This window comes from Modicisalibacter ilicicola DSM 19980, assembly GCF_900128925.1.
GTDB classification, from domain to species: Bacteria; Pseudomonadota; Gammaproteobacteria; order Pseudomonadales; family Halomonadaceae; genus Modicisalibacter; species Modicisalibacter ilicicola.
Map to the genome: position 1 here is coordinate 94,648 of NZ_FQUJ01000009.1, position 16,620 is coordinate 111,267.

The following is a 16,620-nucleotide window of genomic DNA, read 5'->3' on the forward strand; positions in this document are numbered from 1 at the left end:
GACCCGTCTCAACTATCACACCGCCCGTTTCATGATCAGTGCACCGACCCTGGCACACTGTCCTGCCGACCAGGGCCGGGAGATTGCCTTTGCCGGCCGCTCCAATGCCGGGAAATCGAGCGCGATCAATGCGCTGACCCAGCAGAAGGCGCTGGCGCGTACCTCCAAGACCCCAGGGCGCACCCAGTTGATCAATTTCTTCAGTCTCGGCGAGGACACTTCCCGGCGCCTGGTCGATCTGCCCGGTTACGGCTTCGCCAAGGTGCCGGAAAAGATCAAGCTCGAATGGCAGCGTCACCTGGCCGAGTACCTGCAGCATCGCGCGTCGCTGCAGGGGCTGGTGCTGGTCATGGACGTGCGTCACCCGCTCACCGAGTTCGACGAGATGATGCTGGGCTGGGCCGACGAGCAGGAGATGCCGGTGCATATCCTGCTCACCAAGGCCGACAAGCTCAAGCCCGGCGCCGCCAGGAACAGCCTGCAGCAGGTGCGTCGGCGTCTGCAGGAGTGGGAGGACCTGGTGAGCGTGCAGCTGTTCTCGGCGTTGAAGCGCCAGGGGGTCGATGAGGCACGAGCGCGGCTCGATGGCTGGCTTTCTTCCGCCGAGGCCTGAACGGCTACGTCAAGTGCTCCAGCAGGGCAGGCAGCTCGCGGACATGCGCGAGTCGGTAGACGCCGGCCGGTAATTCGCTCGGTCTTTCGTCATGCTTGTCGATCCAGGCGACGCGCATGCCCAGGCGCCAGGCAGGGAGGACGTCCTCGTGCCAGGAGTCCCCGACGTGCATGGCGCGGGAAGGCGCGGAACCGAGTCGCGCCAGGGCGGCGAGGAAGGGACGGGCGTCGGGCTTGGGTGCGAGCAATTCGCCGGCGGCGATGGCCACGGGGAAGTGGCGTGCCAGGGGCAGGCGCGTGACCTGGACGTTGCCGTTGGTGATCGCGGCCAGGGCATAGCGCTGGGCGAGCGCGTCGAGCAGCCCTTCCACCTCGGGGTAGGGGGTGAGCCGATGACGCAAGGTCATGAAGTGCTCCATGGCGGCGAGAGCATACTCCTCGGCAACGGCGTGGGGCAGCCCGTAGTCGTGGAGCATTTCGATGAGACTCTGCCGGCGAATCCAGGTGAAATCGCCGCGGCGCAGCGGCTCGCGTCGTGCGATGTGCTGACGGCGTGCCTGGTAGGCGCTCAGCGGGAAACGCTCGCTCAGGCGTTGCCGGTCGGTATCGGCACGGGCCAGCGCCTCGTCGAGCCAGGCATAGTGGCCGTTCTCGGTGGCGACCATCACCTCGTGGTTGTCCCACAGGGTGTCGTCGAGGTCGAAGGTCAGGGCCGTGACGGGGGGCAGGGTGGAAGACATGGCATCAAGGTGTCGAGTCGTCGGCAGTGTCGTCCTTGCGGCGACGTGCCCGGGGATGAGCGGCATCGTAGGCACTGGCCAGGTGCTGCCAGTCGAGACGGGTATAGACCTGGGTGGTCGACAGGTTGGCATGTCCCAGCAGTTCCTGTACCGCGCGCAGATCCTGGCTCGATTCGAGCAGATGGCTGGCGAAGGAGTGACGCAGACGATGCGGGTGCAGGTGTTCGGGCAGGCCACGTTCGGCGGCAACCCGGGCCAGGCGTAGCTGGATGGCGCGATGGCCCAGGCGCTCGCCGCGCCGGCCCACGAACAGGGCGGCCTCGTGGCTGCCGGCCAGTTGACCCCGCACGGCCAGCCAGGCATCCAGCGCCTGGCGAGCGCGCTGTCCCAGGGGCACCTGGCGGGGCTTGCTGCCCTTGCCCAGCACGCGCACGCGCCGTGTCTCGAGGCCGTCGAGATCGAGAGAGGCCAGTTCCGCCAGGCGCAGACCGCAGGAGTAGAGGAGTTCGAGCATGGCCTGGTCGCGCAGCGCCAAGGTCGAGCCGTCGTGGGGCGTGTCGAGGAAACGGGAGAGCTGGTCGACATCCACCGGCCGCGGCAGATGCTGGGGCTGGCGCGGGGTGCGCGCCAGCTTGACCGGGTTGTGTGCCAGCACCCGCTGTCGCACCAGTTCCTCGGCGAAGCGTGACAGGGCGGCGCGGCGGCGTGCCAGGCTGCGCGGTGCCAGGCCACGGCTGCGCTCGTGGCCCAGGAAACGCTTGACCAGGCCGGCGTCGAGTTGGCGCCAGTCGGCAAGCCCTTGCCCCTCGAGATAGGCTGCGCAGGTCGTGAGGTCCCGACGATAGGCATCCACGGTCGCCGGGCTTGCCTGAGAGGCCAGCCTGGCCAGGAAGGCAGCGATGCGCTCGTCCACGGCTCGCCTACCGCGACCGGGTGTGGTGGACCAGCAAGCGAGCGACGACCTCGCCCAGATACTCGGTGAACAGCGTATCCAGGCTGGCCCGGAAGTGTTCGGTGTCGTGACTCGCCAGGATCAGGTAGCCAAGCGGCTCGCCCAGGGTCAGCCGGGTCAGGGCGCAGGAGCCGGCCTTCCTGGGGGGCTCGATGTGCGGCAGCAACAGTTGCCAATCCTTGCGCGACAGTCGCCGGCAACGGCTGGCGCGCCCGTCGAGCAGCGCGCCGAGGCGAGCACCCGCGGCGTCATCGAGCACGAAGCGTGGCGGCTGGGGCGCCGTGGGCTCGTCATCGGTCAGGCTGGGCGCGCACCACAACGCCACCGACTGGGTGCGGAAGCGTTCCGAGAGCTGGGTGGCCAGCGCCTGGCTCAGGGCATCGTTGTTCTCGGCCTCGAGCAGTCCCAGCACCAGTTCCCGGGTCCGTCGGTACTGGGATTCATTGTGACGTGCCGAGTCGAGCAACTGCTCCAGGCGCCATTCGGCGCCTTCCGCGCGCTTGCGCAGGTCGAGCACGAGGCGCTCGAGCAGTGATACGGTACCCTCGGTGTCCGGGTGTGGCACCCGGAGTTGTTGCAGCAGCCCCTCGCGCCCGACGAAGAAGTCCGGATGCTGCGCCAGCCACTGGGCCACGCTCTCGGGAGTCAACGTCTGGAGGGCGTCCGGGGCTTGAGCTTGGGACATGGATGAATTACCTCGTGATGGGCTCTTGTTGTCGCTCAGCCGAGCGGGACTCGGCCATCGAAGACCCGCACCGCAGGTCCGGTCATGAACATGCGGGTGTCGCCCCCGGCCCAGTGCAGGGTCAAGCGACCGCCGGGCAGGTCGACGTCCACCGTATCGTCCAGCAGGCCCTGGCGGATGCCACAGGCCACCGCGGCACAGGCCCCGGTGCCGCAGGCCAGGGTTTCGCCGACCCCACGCTCGAAGACTCGCAGGCGGATCGCCCGACGCGACACGATCTGCATGAAGCCGACATTGACGCGCCGCGGGAAACGCGGGTGGGACTCGATGGCAGCGCCCAGGCGCGTGACCGGTGCGGTCTCGGTATCGTCGACCCGCAGCACTGCATGGGGGTTGCCCATCGACACTACGCCGATTTCCAGATGTTCGCCATCCGCCTCGAGTGCATGCAGCGGCAGGTCCTGATCGGCACTGAACGGTACCTGGGCCGGCTCGAAGTGCGGCACGCCCATGTCGACGCGCACGCGATCATCGTTCTCGACCAGCAGGGTGAGCGGTCCGCCCTGGGTCTCGACACGAATCTCGCGCTTGTGGGTCAAGCGCTGGTCGCAGACGAAGCGGGCGAAACAGCGGGCGCCGTTGCCGCAATTTTCCACCTCGCTGCCGTCGGCATTGTAGATGCGGTAGCGAAAGTCCATCTCCGGGTTCCGGGGCGGCTCGACGGTCAGCAACTGGTCGAAGCCGACCCCGAAGTGGCGATCGGCCAGGGCGCGAATCTGTTCGGCTTCGAAACGCGCGCGCTGGGTGATCAGATCGACCACCATGAAGTCGTTGCCCAGGCCATGCATCTTGGTGAAGTGCAGCAGCATCAGGGACCCTCCGGAAGAAGCGTTTCTCCCGCCCATAGTGCCTCGAGAGGCTCGCGCCGACGTACCACCTGTAGCCGGCCGCCATCCACCATCACCTCGGGCGGACGCGGGCGACTATTGTAATTCGAGGCCATCACGAAACCATAGGCCCCCGCCGATCGCACGGCCAGGAGGTCTCCCGGTGCCAGGGCCAGTTCGCGTTCCTTGCCGAGGAAGTCGCCGGTCTCGCAGACCGGGCCCACCACATCGTAGAGCACCGGGTCGCGGGGTCGACGGGTGTCCACCGGGACGATCGCCTGCCAGGCCTGGTAGAGCGAGGGGCGGATCAGATCGTTCATGCCCGCGTCGACCACCGCGAAGTTCCTGGTCTCGCCCGGCTTGAGGTACTCGACGCGCGTCAGCAGGAGGCCGGCGTTGGCGGCGATCGAGCGCCCCGGCTCGAAGAGCAGCGTGAGGTCGCGTCCGGCCAGGCGCTCGAGCAGGGCCCGGGCGTAGTCGAAGGGTTGCGGTGGCTGTTCGTTCTTGTAGGGAACGCCCAGCCCGCCGCCCAGGTCCAGGTGGGCGATGTCGATGCCCTGCTCGCCCAGGCGGTCGAGCAGCACCAGCAGGCGATCCAGGGCATCGAGGAACGGGGCGAGCTCGGTGAGCTGGGAGCCGATATGACAGTCCAGGCCCACTGCCCGGACGTTCTTCAGGGTCGCCGCTCGGGCGTAGACGTCGACGGCCTGGTCCACCGGAATACCGAACTTGTTGGCCTTGAGGCCGGTGGAGATGTACGGATGCGTGCGGGCGTCGACATCCGGATTCACCCGCAGCGACACCGGCGCCACCTTGCCCAGGCGTGCCGCCACCTCGTTCAGGCGCTCGAGTTCCGGCAGGGATTCGACGTTGAAGCACTTGATGCCCACTTCCAGGGCCCGGGCCATCTCGTCGGAGCGCTTGGCGACCCCGGAAAAGACCACCCTGGCCGGATCACCACCGGCGGCCAGGACCCGTTCGAGTTCCCCGACGGAGACGATGTCGAAGCCCGCGCCCAAGCGTGCCAGCACATTGAGCACCGCCAGGTTGGAATTGGCCTTGACCGCGTAGCAGATCAGGTGCGGGTGGTCGCCCAGGGCCTCGCTGTAGGCGCGATAGTGGCGCTCCAGGGTGGCTCGGGAGTAGACGTAGCAGGGCGTGCCGACCTGCTCGGCGATTCGTGGCAGCGGCACGTCCTCGGCGTGGAGTACGTCGTGGCGATAGTCGAAATGGTCCATGCTCAGGGCTCTTGTCGGTCGTCGGAAGAGGTGGCGTCATCGTGCGTTCCCTCCTCTGGATCGGGCTCTGCGTATTCGTCGCCGGGATCGTACTCCGCGGCTGCCTCTTCGTTGCCCGGCAGGTAGAGCGGGCCCTTCTGGCCGCAACCGGAAAGCAGTACCAACAGCAGTAGCAGGCCGATGCCTGTCAGGGGGCGCATCTCAGTTACCTTCCGCCGCTGTCGGGCCGGCCGTCGTCGCGAGCGCGTCCCGGGCCCGCTGGGCGGCGGCACGCACCTGATCCGGCGCGGTGCCGCCGATGTGGTTGCGCGCCGCCACCGAGCCTTCCAGGGTCAGCACCTCGAAGACATCCTCGTCGATTGCCGTCGAGAACTGGCGCAACTCCGCGAGACTCATCTCGGAGAGGTCCTTGTGTCGCTCGAGGCCATGGGCCACGGACTGGCCGACGATCTCGTGGGCATCGCGGAACGCCACGCCGCGGCGCACCAGGTAGTCGGCCAGGTCGGTGGCGGTGGAGAAGCCTCGACGCGCCGCCTCGTGCATGTTGTCGGCCTTGGCCTCGATGGCGGGCACCATGTCGGCGAAGGCCTTGAGGCAGCCCTTGACGGTATCCAGAGTGTCGAACAGCGGCTCCTTGTCCTCCTGATTGTCCTTGTTGTAGGCCAGCGGCTGCGACTTCATCAGCGTCAAGAGGCCGACCAGGTGCCCGTAGACGCGCCCGGACTTGCCGCGCACCAGCTCCGGCACGTCGGGGTTCTTCTTCTGGGGCATGATCGAGGAGCCGGTACAGAAGCGATCCGGCAGGTCGATGAAGTCGAACTGGGCGCTGGTCCACAGCACCAGCTCCTCGCTCATGCGCGACAGGTGCATGAGCAGCAGACTGGCGAAGCTCACGAACTCGATGGCGAAGTCGCGATCGCTCACCGCATCCAGGGAGTTCTCGGCAGGTCGCTCGAAGCCCAGCAGCTCGGCGGTGACGTGGCGATCGATGGGGTAGGTGGTGCCGGCGAGCGCCGCGGCGCCCAGGGGCATGACGTTGACCCGCTTGCGGCAGTCGCGCAGGCGTTCGTGATCCCGGGCGATCATCTCCTGCCAGGCCAGCAGATGGTGGCCGAAGGTCACCGGCTGGGCGGTCTGCAGGTGGGTGAACCCCGGCATGATGGTATCCGCTTCACGATCCGCCAGCTCGATCATGCCACTTCGCAGCCGGATGAGCTCCGCCTCGAGGGTGTCGATCTCGTCGCGCAGGTAGAGGCGGATGTCGGTGGCCACCTGATCGTTGCGCGACCGCCCGGTGTGCAGCTTCTTGCCGGTGATGCCGATCTTCTCGGTCAGGCGCGCCTCGATGTTCATGTGCACGTCCTCGAGGGCGACCGACCAGGGGAACTGCCCGGACTCGATCTCCTTCTCGACCTCGGCGAGCCCTTCGAGGATGGTGTCGCGCTCTTCCACGGTCAGCACGCCGACACGCTCGAGCATGGTGGCGTGGGCCATCGAGCCACGGATGTCGTGGTGATAGAGACGGCGGTCGAAATCCACCGAGGCGGTGAACTTCTCGACGAAGGCATCGGTCGGCTCGTTGAAACGGCCACCCCAGGACTGGTTGGTCTGCTGGTTCATGGTGCGAAGGCGTCCTGCACGGTCATGATGGAATTTTGCCTCGAGTGTACCAGAGTCGCCGCGTCTCGTGAGGCCGGCATGGAGGCGGCGTGTCGCAGGGCAGTGGATTTTCCTGAACCGGCGACTGCTTTATGATGTTGCAAGCGCCGCTGTTGCGGCATGACGTTGATCGTGGCCGGAAAAACGGCCGCCCACCAGTTCAGGAGTTTGCCGTGCCCGCCATCACGACCCTTCGCATCGCCACCCGCAAGAGCCTGCTCGCCCTGTGGCAGGCAGAGCATGTGCGCGACCGCCTGATGGCGCTGCATCCGGGGCTCGAGGTCGAGCTGGTTGCCATGTCCACCCGTGGCGACAAGATTCTCGATACGCCCCTGGCCAAGGTCGGGGGCAAGGGGCTGTTCGTCAAGGAACTGGAAGAGGCGATGCTCGATGGCCGGGCGGACATTGCCGTGCACTCCATGAAGGATGTGCCGATGCACTTCCCCGAGGGGCTGGGGCTGTCGGTGATCCTCGAAGGCGCCGAAGCCACCGATGCCTTCGTCTCCAACCACTATGCCAGCTTCGATGCCCTGCCCGAGGGCGCCCGGGTGGGCACGTCCAGCCTGCGCCGGGGGTTGCAGGTCAGCGAGGCGCGGCCGGACCTGGACGTGCTGACCCTGCGCGGCAACGTGCAGACGCGGCTGCGCAAGCTCGACGACGGCGAATACGATGCCATCATCCTGGCCACATCCGGGTTGCGACGTCTGGGGCTCAGCGAACGCATCGCCATGGAACTGCCGGCGGAGATCAGCCTGCCGGCCTGCGGCCAAGGCGCCCTGGGCATCGAATGTCGCACCAACGATCCGGACCTGCTGGCCCTGTTGGCGCCTCTCGACCATGTCGAGACCGCCACACGGGTGCGGGCCGAGCGTGCCATGAACACACGCCTCGAGGGCGGTTGCCAGGTACCCATCGCCGGCCACGCGGTGCTTGAGGAAGGCGGTCGGACGTTGTGGCTGCGGGCGCTGGTCGGCATGCCGGACGGCTCCCGGGTACTGCGTGCCGAGGGGCGGGGGTCGGCAGGCGAACCCGAGACGCTGGGCATTCGTGTCGCCGAGGACCTGCTCGACCAAGGGGCTGGCGAAATCCTCGCCAAGGTGTACGGCGAAAGCCGATGAGTGTTCGCCCACGGGTGCTGATCACCCGCCCGGGGGCGCGCGGCCGGCCCTTGCGGCGCGCCCTGGAGGACCTGGGCGTCGAGGTCGAATCCCTGGAGGTGATGCGGCTCGAGGGCCTGCCCGAGGCTCAGGACACCCGTCGGGCCTGGCTCGATTTCGATCATTACCACAGCGTCGTGGTGGTCAGCCCCTTCGCCGCCGAGTGCCTGGCGGAAGCTCTGGATCGCTATTGGCCACAGCTGCCCCTGGGTCCTGGCTTCTATGCGGTGGGCGCGGGCACGGCCCAGGTCTTGAACGAACGGCTCGGGGTTCGCGTGCGCGTTCCTCCGGCCTCGCAGGAGAATACCAGCGAAGCATTGCTGGCATTGCCCTCGCTGCAGCGGCTCGAGCACCGTCGGGTGCTGCTGGTCGCGGGCGAGGGGGGACGTACGGCGATCGCCGAAACGCTCGAGCGGCGTGGGGCGCGCGTCGATCGAGTGGCACTCTATCGGCGCCAGTTGGTGGCACCGACCGGAATGGCGGCGCGACGTCTGGCCGATGGAGATTTCGACGTCATGGTAGTGACTAGCGGCGAATTGCTCGAACATCTGGCAGGATGGTGCTCTCGGGCGGCGTTGAACCAACCGCTAATCGTTTCCAGCCAGCGTTTGGCTACACTGGCCCAGACGCTGGGCTATCTGCACCCTCGAGTGGCGCAAGGTGCCACGCCGGCAGCTCTGGTGGCTGCAGTGGCCGATGTTTGTAACCTGGATGGCGCCGATCACGATGATCTTGAAAAAGGCTAGCGACTGATGAGCAAGCAAGAGCACGATCAGGACGAACAACGTGCGCTTTCCGGCGCCGACAAGAGCAAGTCTCCTGGTGATGCAACGACCTCCTCGAACGCGGAAGGCGAGAAGAGCACCACGGCTTCCGGTGAGGTCGACCGGACCGCGACGGGCGACGGCAAGACCGTGACCGCGGAAGAGCAGGGCGACGCCGACAAGCCGGCCCCGGGCAAGGTGAACCCGGGGAAGTCATCGAACAAGCACCACGGCAGGAATGGTGGCAAGGGCCGAAGCGCCGCCAAGAACTCGACGACCCCGGCTGCCGCCAAGACGCCTTCCAGCCAGGGACCATCGGCCAGCCAGGCCAAGCCCGAGGCGCCGGGCAAGCCGGTATCGTCATCGCCTGGGCAGGCAAGCTCCCCGGGAGGGCAGGCGAGCCAGGGCCCGGGCGAGCCCAATGCATCGACCGACAAGCCGTCATCCGCGAACAAGCCGGCCCCTGCCGGCGGCGCTGCTGCTGCCACGTCCGGGGGAGGGGCCGCCGGGGCCGCTGGCGGCGGAAGCGGTAGCGGAGGCCGTAGCGGCGGGATCGCGGGAATCATCGCCCTGGTCCTGGTGGTGTTGCTGATCGTGGCGGCGGCCATTGGTGGCTGGTGGCTGTGGCAGCAGTTCCAGCGGCAGCAGTCCCGCCTCGATCAGGTGCCGCAAACCTCTCAGGTCGAGAGCAATGCCGGCGCCATCGACGATCTCGAATCACGACTGAGCCAGGACGGCGAGCAGCGCCAGCAGGCCATCCAGGACCTGCGCGACGAGATGCAGCAGTACCGGGAGAGCGTCAATCAGACCCTGGACCAGGTGCTTGAGGAGCTCTCCAGCCAGCAACAGCCGGATGAGGACGAATGGGTCTACGCCGAGATCGAGTACCTGTTGCGTCTGGCCACCCAGCGCCTGCAGCTCGAGCGAGACGTCGAGGGGGCGCAATCCCTGCTGCGCACCGCGGATCAGCGCCTGGCCGGTATCGACAACCCGGCACTGACGCCGGTGCGTCGCGCCGTCCAGTCCGACCTGGGCGAGCTTCGCTCGGTGCCCGGCGTGGACCGAACCGGTCTCTATCTGACCCTGATGTCGGTGCAGGAGCAGCTGGCCAAGTTGCCGCTCCAGCAGGACATCAAGCAGATCGCTGCAGAAGGTGGCGACACCTCGACGGTCGAGGGCGGCTGGCAACAGCAGCTTGCCCGGTTCGGCCAGGAGCTCAAGGAGCTGGTGGTGGTTCGCAAGCACGACCAGGCCCTGGAAGCGCTGATGACGCCGGAGCAGGAGTCCTACCTGCGCCAGAACGCGCGTCTGCAGCTCGAGCAGTCGCAACTGGCCCTGCTGCAGGCCAATCCCGAACTCTATCGAGCGAGCCTGGAAAAGGGCCGTACCCTGATCGATACCTACTACGACCCGGAGAGCGAGGGTGTTCAGAAGGTGCTCGAGCAACTGGCGACGCTGTCCGACGAGACGATCCGCCCCGAGCTGCCTGACATCACCGGCTCCCTGGAGACCCTCCGAGATTTCATGGCACGTCGGCAGGACGGCGGGAGCGCTGAGGAATGAGAAAGCTTATCCTCATCATCGTTCTCGGCCTGGCCATCGGCGCCCTGTTCGGTCAGCTGATGCAATCCGTGCCGGGCTACTGGCTGGTTCGGGTCGGTGATACCTCGTTCCAGACCTCGTTCTGGTTCGGACTGGTACTGCTGCTGGCGCTGTTCTTCCTCCTGCACTTCCTGTTGCGGTTGCTGATGCGCCTGCGCCGTCCGGTGAGCCGGCTCAAGATATGGAACAGCCGCAATCGCAACCGCAATGCCATGCGTCGCACGGTACGCGGTCTGGTAGCCCTGGCCGAGGGGCGCTGGAAGCGGGCCGAGAAGGCCCTGACCAGGGCGGCGGACGACTCGAGCACCCCGCTGGTCAATTACCTGTCCGCGGCCCTGGCAGCCCATTACCAGGGTCGCTACGATCAGGCCGACGTGCTGCTGAAGCGTGCCCATTACAGCACCGAGGGTGCCGACACCGCCGTGGGCATGGTGCAGGCACAGCTGATGCTCGACCGGCAGCAGTTCGAAGAGGCGCTGGCGACCCTGACCCGGCTCGAGCGGCAGCTTCCCGAGCACCCCCAGGTGCTCAAGCTGCTCAAGCAGGCCTATCTGAGTGTCAACGACTGGGACGGCATACGCCGCCTGATGCCGAGACTGACCCGTCATCAGCTGGTGACCCAGGAAGAACGTCACGAGCTGGAGAAGCGTGCCTATCAGGAGTTGCTCGTGCAGGCGGCCCGCAATCCGAGCGATATCGAACGGGTGCGCAGCCTCTGGGCGGACATCCCCGATTACCTGCGCAATGACATCGATCTGGTCGGCCTTTATACCGAGGCGCTGGTGCGAGGCAACGAGGAGGGCCTGGCCGAGCGCCTGTTGCGCCATACTCTCAAGGAACGGTGGGACAGCCGATTGGTGCTGCGCTACGGGCTGTTGAACGTCGACGCCGGGCGACAGCTCGCCTACGCCGAGAAATGGTTGCAGGAGCGCCCCAACGATCCCGACCTGCTGCTGACCCTGGGCCGACTCTCGCTGCGCAACGCCTACTGGGGCAAGGCGCAGGAGTACTTCGAGGCCAGCCAGCGCCAGCGCCCCAGCGGCGTGGTGTGTGCCGAGCTGGCGCGGTTGTTCGCCAACCTGGGCGAGCACAACAAGAGCCAGCTCTACTATCGCCAGAGCGTGGAATTGCTCGACCGCTCGCTGCCGGCGCTGCCTCAGCCGAGCGATCATAATCCCTAGACGTATCCACGTTGCTCTCCTGGGCGCCTCGCGGCGCCCTTTTTTGGTTGGCCACGTGTCTGCGATATCCTTGGGTCGAGGTCGAGAAAGCCCCAGAACCTGAATGGCTTCGCAAGCCGCTCTGGAAAAATGAATTCAGTTCTTACAAATCACATGCTTAATGCGATTTGTAAGACATTGCCGACAACGCTTGTCAGTCATTTTATACAAATACTGTAAGCCTCTGTTCTGGATAATTAATTCCGCTATTCTGGGTCGTCTCGCATTCCCCAAGGACTCCGCATGGCGACCTCGACCGGCCTTCGGTTCACCCTCACCCGGGGCGATGGCGCCTCGAATGATGCCGGCGCCGACCTGGCGGTCGTCGACTTCCATCTGGAAGAAGCCCTCTCCCGACCCTTCGAACTCACCGTGACCCTGGCCAGCCCCCGGCCCGATCTTGCCGCCGGCGACTGGCTCGAACGCGAGGTGACCCTCACCGTGTGGCAGGACGGCGCGGCCCTGCGCCGCGTGCATGGCGTCGTCGCTGAGTTCGCCCAAGGCGATCGCGGCCACCGGCGCACCTTCTACACGCTTCTCGTCAGACCGGCCCTGTGGCGGCTTTCCCTGCGCCACAACTCGCGTATCTTTCAGCAGGTCTCGCCGCTAACCATCATCAACACCCTGCTTGCCGAGCGCGGCATCCAGGATGCGACCTTCGCGGTGACCCGCGAGCCCGCCGAGCGTGAATACTGCGTGCAGTACCGCGAGACGGATCTCGCCTTCATCGAGCGCCTGGCCGCGGAAGAAGGCCTGTTCTATTGCCATGAATTTGAAGATAAAGCAGGCGGGGCGCATCGGCTGGTGTTCGCCGACGCCCCCAACGTGCTCGGCAATCTTGGCCCACGGACCTATCACAGCCGCTCAGGGGGCACAGCCCCGGCGCGCCATCTCCGCCGCCTGCGCCAGACCGCCCGGGTGCGCCCGGCCTCGGCGATGCTGAAGGATTACTCCTTCAAGCAGCCCGCCTATTCACAGTTGCATCAGGCACAGCTGCATGAACAAGTCGGCAGCGAGCTGGAAGAACACGCGCAAAGAACGGACTATGAACACTTCGATTATCCCGGACGCTACAAGGCGGATGCCTCGGGCCAGGCGTTCACCAAGACCCGGCTGGAACAATTACGCAGTGACGCCCTCACCGTGAACGCCGAAAGCGATCTGCCGGAACTGCGGCCCGGGGCACGCTTCACCCTCACCGAGCATGACAGCGAGGAGATGAACCGCGGCTGGCAGGTGATCAAGGTCGTGCATAAGGGCACTCAGCCTCAGGCATTGGAAGAAGACGCCGTCGGCGGTGAGGGCGCCACGACGTATACCAACACTCTCATTCTCATGCCCGCCGACCAGCCCTGGCGTGCAGAGCTCAACGCCAAGCCCCGGGTCGACGGCCCCCAGGTGGCCTTCGTGGTCGGTCCCGAAGGTGAGGAGATCCACTGTGACGCACATGGCCGGGTCAAGGTGCAGTTCCCCTGGGACCGCTATGCCAAACCCGATGACACGGCCAGCGCCTGGATTCGCGTCGCTCAGGGCTGGGCCGGCGGTGGTTATGGGGCGATCGCGATTCCTAGGGTCGGCCACGAGGTGATCGTCTCCTTCCTCGAAGGCGATCCGGATCAGCCGCTGATCACCGGGCGCACCTATCACGCGGTGAATACCCCGCCCTATGCCCTGCCGGAACACAAGACGCGCACGGTGATCCGTACCCAGACCCACCAGGGCGAGGGCTTCAACGAACTGCGCTTCGAGGATGCCCAGGACAACGAGCAGATCTGGGTGCACGCCCAGAAGGATCTCGAGCTGATCACCGAGAACGATCGCACCGAGGCCATCCACCGCGACAGCCATCTCGCGGTCCAGCGCGACCGCCTCAGTGCGATCGAGCGCGACGACCATCTTCATGTCCACGGGGAGCGACGCGAGCAGATCGACGGCGACGACCATCGGATCGTCGGCCAAACGTGCCACGAGCGCTACGGCCGTGCCCAGCTCGTCGAGACGGGCCGCGAGGTTCATTACCAGGCCGGCAAGCAAGCCGTGTTCGAGGCCGGCGCCGAGATCACCCTCGCCGCCGGTGGCAGCTTTCTCAAGCTCGATCCCTCGGGCATCACCATTAGCGGCCCCGGCATTCGCGTCAACGCCGGCGGCAGCCCGGGCAGCGGCACGGGGCAAGCGGCGCTGGCCGCCCTGTTGCCCGGGCACGTCGTTCCCGAAAGCAGCGAGAGGCCCAGCGTCGTGCCGCCAGCCGCTCGCCTGAAACAGCACTACGTGCAGCACCAGACGGCGCTGCGGGAGTCGCAGAGAGCCGATGGCGCGCAAGACGCGCAGGAGCGTAACGCGGAGGAAGCCGTCGTCGCCGAGGAACTGCAACTGGCCGCCCTCATCCCGGTGCGTTACGCACTCGGCTATGAGGAGTTGAGCAGCGACTTTCTTTCGGTGCTCGACGTGCCTGACCTCGGTGGTTCCCTCCTGGCCGAATCGGATGCCCAGGAGAGTGTGCCGCTGTCCTACGTGGCCCGCCCGCTGCGCGACGGCTGGTGCTACGTATGGCTCGAGACCCAACGGCGTCTGGTCGAATACCGCGTCACCCAGGGAATGCTCGATGAAACCTCCCGCGGCGGGCCGATCGTCATGCCCGGCGGCGGGGCCTATCTGTTTCTCCCCGCCGACGCGCCGGCACGGCTGGCCTGGTCGCCGGTGCGCTGGAGCGAGCGCCACTATGCCAAACTGCAAGGTAACTCCGAGCACCGCCAGGCGCTGATGCGTGCCATCGTTCCGGGCCAGGGCCCGGCCAGCGGCCCCCTGGCGTGGGCCACCCAGGTGCCGGAACTCAATGGCGCGCCGCCATCGGTCTTTGCCTGGAGCAGTGAGCCCGGGGCCGAGCTGCCGCGCTGGGAAACCATGATGCCGACCCTGACCCAGGCGGAGATCCAGGCCGTGGCGGTGATCGACGACCCCTGGGGCCTCCTCCTCGATCTTGCCCACCTGGTGCGAGCGGTTCTCAACCGGCGCGAGGCCTGGTTCGCCGAGGAAGGCGAGGAGCGCAGTCTGGCTCAGCAGATCCTGGCCCTGGCCAAGCAGAACCGTGAGTTCTGGGCCGAACTGCCGACGCTCGCCGATCAGCCGCGCATCGAGGAAGCCGCCACCCGCTACGACGCCGAGATCGCCGAACGGGACGCGCAGCTCGCCGCGCTTCTCGCGGACTGGCAGTGCTGGATGGAAACGACTCAAGCGCAAGGCGCCAGCCTTCAGGCGGCCCAGCGGCATTTCGACCCGGCCGAGGCCGAGCACCACGACGCCATGGAGACCTTGTGGAGCGCCGTCCTGCTCGGCCCCACCCAGAGCCGGGCCGGTGCGGCCAGCGTCGAGCGGCTGATGGACCCGGCCCGGAGCTTCTGGGCGCCCGATACCGAGCACTCGCTCTGGGCGGCGCTGCTCGGTCACCGCGAACCCCTGACGCTGGCCGACGTGACGCGCCTGCTGGCGGTGGGCGATCTCGGCGCGGACAATGACTGGCAGGGCTGGGCCAACGGCCTCAATCAGCTTTCCGCCACGCTCGGCCAGACCTCCGCCGCCTTGCGCGAAGGCCTTTTCGTCGCCCTGGGCCCGCTGATCGGGCCGCTGCTCAAGCAACACGGCGCCGCCTCGGCCCACCACACCCTAGTGGCGGGCTATTTCGCCGCCGCCCTGGCGCGCAGCGGTCAACGGCTCAGCGCCACCCCGGTGCCGGCCCAGGTGATGGTCGACTGGCTCAACGCCCCCGGGGCCCGCGCCGCCAACGCCCCGGCCTCGCTTGGTCGACTGCGCCCGGACCTGCTGCCCGAACTGCAGGGCAAGACACTCACCACCCTGCGCCTGGCCGCCCCTGCCAGCGCCCCCACCGGCAACCCCTTCGTCGAGGCGCTGGGCGATGCCAGGCTCAAGAGCCTGCTGCTGATCCTCAACGGGGTGATGCTGGTGGAGGCGGGGGAGGCCTTGGTGGAAGAGGGGCGATCTTTCGATACCACTACAGGATTCCTTTCCAGCCTCTTCGGCACCGCCGCCGTGGCCGGGGCGATCGGTCAGCAGGTACTGGAGCTGAAAGCGGATCGAGTGCTGGCTACGGAAGGCATGTCGGCAGTATGGAAGGCACGTTATGAGTTCTTCTTGATTGCTGGTCAGGGCACCAGCTTTACCCTGGGCCTGGCCACCGCCTTCGATAGCGTCTATTTTGGCCGCCAGGCACTCGACAGCCTGGGCCGGGGCGACCGGGACTCCGCCGCCGTCCAGGCGGGCATGAGTGCCGCCAGCGCCGGTCAAGCCGCCCTGGCGGCCCGCGCCTTCTGGCTCTATCGCCGGGCCAGGGCGGCCTTGCTGATGGGCCGGACCCTCGAGGCGTCGGCCCTGGCCAGCCGCGCCGGGGCGCCGGGGGCGATGCTGGGCCTGGTGCTGCTGATCGTCGGCGGCGCCATCAGCCTCCGGTTCACCCGGGAGAAACCCTTGCAGCAGTGGCTGCGCAACACCCGTTTCGGCACCCATCCCGCTGCCTGGGCCGGCGACCTGGCCCAGGAGCTCGACCGGCTGTTCCGTTTGCTCTACGCGCCTCGGGCGCGCCTGGAGCGCCGCGACGAATGGAATCATGCTCTGAACACCCGCCATGTGGCGGTGTGGCTGACGATCGAGTTTCCCGGTGCGACGCCGCCCTTCCCGGGCATGTTCACCTGGCAGGCCAAGGAGCGCTGGAAGGCCGGCTGGTTCGGCAGCGAGACCCGCGACGTCGTCCTCACCGAGAAGGACCTGGCGCTGGATATCGGCGAACGTCATCGAGGCGGCCCGGCCTATCGGCGCATCTATCACGCCACCCCGGAAGACGAAACGCTCCTCGCCATCGGCGGCACCCTGCATTACCGTCCGCACCCGGGGCTGATCCTGCAGCCCTTCACCCTCTCCATTGACTGAGCGAGACCCCATGCACGGCATCCGCGGGTTTTTCGACAAAGTGGCCCGGAAGGCGGGCCTCGCCGACGACATGATCGTGCTCTCGCCCAAGCGGCGCGCCGCGGAAAAGCCCTTCCAGCTCGGCGACGTGCAGGAACAGAACGCGGTCTATCTCGACCTGGGCACC

General features: G+C 67.0%; 12 protein-coding genes and 2 pseudogenes. 7 read left to right on the forward strand and 7 right to left on the reverse strand.

The window, feature by feature from the left end; genetic code table 11:
• Positions 1-31: 31 nt before the first annotated feature.
• A complete protein-coding gene (gene yihA / locus BUA41_RS11360) occupies positions 32-613 on the forward strand; it encodes a ribosome biogenesis GTP-binding protein YihA/YsxC (protein ID WP_245791908.1) in 582 nt (193 codons plus the stop codon).
• Between the two features lie 4 nt (positions 614-617).
• On the opposite strand, the gene BUA41_RS11365 is transcribed toward yihA, so the two are convergent.
• The 7 genes and pseudogenes from BUA41_RS11365 to argH form a co-directional block, all read right to left on the reverse strand.
• A complete protein-coding gene (locus tag BUA41_RS11365) occupies positions 618-1,352 on the reverse strand; it encodes an HAD family hydrolase (RefSeq protein WP_072822898.1) in 735 nt (244 codons plus the stop codon).
• 4 nt (positions 1,353-1,356) lie between these two features.
• On the reverse strand, positions 1,357-2,265 hold the full coding sequence (locus BUA41_RS11370) for a tyrosine recombinase XerC (RefSeq protein ID WP_072822900.1): 909 nt from the start codon (positions 2,263-2,265) through the stop codon (positions 1,357-1,359).
• Positions 2,266-2,272: 7 nt separating this feature from the next.
• Entirely contained in the window at positions 2,273-2,989 is a 717-nt protein-coding gene (locus tag BUA41_RS11375; protein WP_072822902.1) for a DUF484 family protein, read from the reverse strand.
• Positions 2,990-3,024: 35 nt separating this feature from the next.
• Positions 3,025-3,858 (reverse strand): diaminopimelate epimerase, encoded by an 834-nt coding sequence (dapF, locus tag BUA41_RS11380; RefSeq protein WP_072822904.1) that lies wholly within the window; start codon positions 3,856-3,858, stop codon positions 3,025-3,027.
• Positions 3,858-5,114 carry a diaminopimelate decarboxylase gene (lysA, locus tag BUA41_RS11385; protein WP_072822906.1) on the reverse strand — a complete coding sequence of 419 codons (1,257 nt, stop codon included), beginning with the start codon at positions 5,112-5,114 and terminating at the stop codon, positions 3,858-3,860. The genes dapF and lysA overlap by 1 nt, the downstream gene beginning before the upstream one ends.
• An 86-nt stretch (positions 5,115-5,200) precedes the next feature.
• A pseudogene (gene lptM / locus BUA41_RS19770) lies at positions 5,201-5,314 on the reverse strand (LPS translocon maturation chaperone LptM); the annotation flags it as partial.
• Position 5,315: 1 nt separating this feature from the next.
• Positions 5,316-6,734 (reverse strand): argininosuccinate lyase, encoded by a 1,419-nt coding sequence (argH, locus tag BUA41_RS11395; RefSeq protein WP_072822910.1) that lies wholly within the window; start codon positions 6,732-6,734, stop codon positions 5,316-5,318.
• A 212-nt stretch (positions 6,735-6,946) separates the two neighbouring features.
• On the opposite strand from argH, the gene hemC reads away from it, so the two are divergent.
• From hemC to BUA41_RS19660, 6 genes and pseudogenes are all read left to right on the forward strand, one after another.
• A complete protein-coding gene (gene hemC, locus BUA41_RS11400; protein ID WP_072822912.1) occupies positions 6,947-7,891 on the forward strand; it encodes a hydroxymethylbilane synthase in 945 nt (314 codons plus the stop codon).
• Positions 7,888-8,676 (forward strand): uroporphyrinogen-III synthase, encoded by a 789-nt coding sequence (locus BUA41_RS11405; RefSeq protein WP_072822914.1) that lies wholly within the window; start codon positions 7,888-7,890, stop codon positions 8,674-8,676. Before hemC ends, BUA41_RS11405 begins: the two co-directional genes overlap by 4 nt.
• A 6-nt stretch (positions 8,677-8,682) precedes the next feature.
• Entirely contained in the window at positions 8,683-10,257 is a 1,575-nt protein-coding gene (locus BUA41_RS18745; protein WP_084671461.1) for a uroporphyrinogen-III C-methyltransferase, read from the forward strand.
• Entirely contained in the window at positions 10,254-11,477 is a 1,224-nt protein-coding gene (locus tag BUA41_RS11415) for a heme biosynthesis protein HemY (RefSeq protein WP_072822916.1), read from the forward strand. The genes BUA41_RS18745 and BUA41_RS11415 overlap by 4 nt, the downstream gene beginning before the upstream one ends.
• Before the next feature lie 282 nt (positions 11,478-11,759).
• A pseudogene (locus tag BUA41_RS19495) lies at positions 11,760-13,778 on the forward strand (type VI secretion system Vgr family protein); the annotation flags it as partial.
• A gap of 126 nt (positions 13,779-13,904) precedes the next feature.
• A complete protein-coding gene (locus BUA41_RS19660) occupies positions 13,905-16,454 on the forward strand; it encodes a toxin VasX (protein ID WP_340641249.1) in 2,550 nt (849 codons plus the stop codon).
• The last annotated feature ends 166 nt before the right edge of the window (positions 16,455-16,620 follow it).

Excerpts from the sequence above, each read along its gene's own strand:
- dapF (WP_072822904.1), bottom strand. The coding sequence starts at position 3,858 with ATGCTGCTGCACTTCACCAAGATGCATGGCCTGGGCAACGACTTCATG.
- BUA41_RS11375 (WP_072822902.1), bottom strand. The coding sequence starts at position 2,989 with ATGTCCCAAGCTCAAGCCCCGGACGCCCTCCAGACGTTGACTCCCGAG.
- lysA (WP_072822906.1), bottom strand. The coding sequence starts at position 5,114 with ATGGACCATTTCGACTATCGCCACGACGTACTCCACGCCGAGGACGTG.
- argH (WP_072822910.1), bottom strand. The coding sequence starts at position 6,734 with ATGAACCAGCAGACCAACCAGTCCTGGGGTGGCCGTTTCAACGAGCCG.
- BUA41_RS11365 (WP_072822898.1), bottom strand. The coding sequence starts at position 1,352 with ATGTCTTCCACCCTGCCCCCCGTCACGGCCCTGACCTTCGACCTCGAC.
- BUA41_RS18745 (WP_084671461.1), top strand. The coding sequence starts at position 8,683 with ATGAGCAAGCAAGAGCACGATCAGGACGAACAACGTGCGCTTTCCGGC.
- BUA41_RS11405 (WP_072822914.1), top strand. The coding sequence starts at position 7,888 with ATGAGTGTTCGCCCACGGGTGCTGATCACCCGCCCGGGGGCGCGCGGC.
- BUA41_RS11415 (WP_072822916.1), top strand. The coding sequence starts at position 10,254 with ATGAGAAAGCTTATCCTCATCATCGTTCTCGGCCTGGCCATCGGCGCC.
- yihA (WP_245791908.1), top strand. The coding sequence starts at position 32 with ATGATCAGTGCACCGACCCTGGCACACTGTCCTGCCGACCAGGGCCGG.